The organism is Bartonella sp. CB10SXKL (assembly GCF_042195515.1).
In the GTDB taxonomy this organism is placed as follows: Bacteria; Pseudomonadota; Alphaproteobacteria; order Rhizobiales; family Rhizobiaceae; genus Bartonella.
The window spans coordinates 1-1469 of the sequence record NZ_JBHION010000073.1 but is presented as its reverse complement, the minus strand read 5'-3'; the positions used below and the strand labels follow the sequence as shown (position 1 = coordinate 1469).

Genomic DNA, 1469 nt, shown 5'->3' with positions numbered 1-1469 from the left:
CAGCAAGCACAATCGTCATCAAGTGGCTTTTTGCATGAGAAATCGTCCGATACATCTCAATCGCATACCACAACGGTTTCCTCTATCCTTGGGGCAACGGGCAACATCGTGTTAGACGCACAAGGAGAAGCCAAGATTTCTGCTTCTCATCTGCTTTCCGGTCAAGATATCAATGTGAGCGGAGAAAGTGTGACGATTGATGGCATGACAGATCATCATAAAAGCCATTCAGAGGAGCATGAAACAGGTTTTGGTGTGGGATCAGGCAAGGGCTTTGTGTCGATATACGGGAGTGAGGGAAAGACAGAAAATGAAGAGAGTTTTGAGCATCAAGGTTCTTCTCTCAATGCGGATGGTACGATCAACATCACTGCCAAGAAAAAAGATGTGAAAATTGTTGGCTCTGATCTTGCAGGTGAGAATATTAACCTTTCGGCAGCGCATGATGTCAATGTGCTTGTTGGTCATAATAGCCATTCCTCAAGCTCAAAGGAAGAACGTACAGGCTTTGGCATTCAGTTTGAAAAGAGCAACAGCGGTGCTTCTGTAGGTGTTGGGGTTGCAAGCGCCAAAGATACGGGCGATCAATGGGAAACCACTTCCACACAATCACACATCACGGCACGCCAAGATGTGCAGATCAATGGTGGCAATGATGTGAATTTACAAGCAGCCATTGTTTCGGCGGATCGTGATGTCAACATTGATGCCGGCAATAATATCACCCTATCAGAAAGCTATGATACCTCTAACGCAAAAGAAAAGCATGAAAAGTCTTTTGCTGGTGTGACAACTTCCGTTGATATCGGTGTCCTTGGCACGGTACAAGGACTAAAAGATGCCGCAGATCACATGAATAATAAGGATGGCAATAACACAGTTATTAATGGCATACTGACTGGCATGAAAATCAATCACCTCTTTAATAAAGGAGAGAACTTTATTAATTGGCTGACTGGCAATACGGGGGAAAAGGGGAACACAACCAAAGGACTGAGTAGCTCATTAGGAGGGGTGGGGGGCTCCACCAAGGATGCTCTTGCCAATCTGGCTGGCGCATCTGGCAGTGTAACCGTGGGCTTTAAAACTGAGAAAACAGAAGCCTCTTCTCAAGTCTCCACAGCGGTGACAGATAGCATAGAAGGCGGACGCGCTGTTAACATGCAAGCCCACAAAGGCAGCATTCATGGTGTTGGCGCTGATATTATTGCTGGTACCAATCCAATCTATGTGCTGGAAAATGATGCACAGAGCGGAAAGATCACCATGGAAGCAGGTAAAGATATCATCTTTGAAAGTGCACAAAACACGCAAAGCACACAAAACAGCAGTGAAAGTTCTTCAATGAGTGTTGGCACCGGTTATGGCACGGGTGGCGCAGGGGCAACGGGTAGTGCTTCTTTTAGTCAAGGGGAAGGTTCCAGTGAGGAAGTTCAACACAAAAACAGCCATATTATAGGCACCGGCAC

The 1469-nt window shown here is 46.2% G+C and carries 1 protein-coding gene; it reads left to right on the top strand.

Going from position 1 to position 1469, the window contains the following annotated elements; all coding sequences use genetic code 11:
- Positions 1 to 1469, top strand: a 1469-nt coding sequence (locus ACFIK3_RS09465) for a hemagglutinin repeat-containing protein (RefSeq protein ID WP_375676616.1), incomplete at both ends; no start/stop codon positions are given.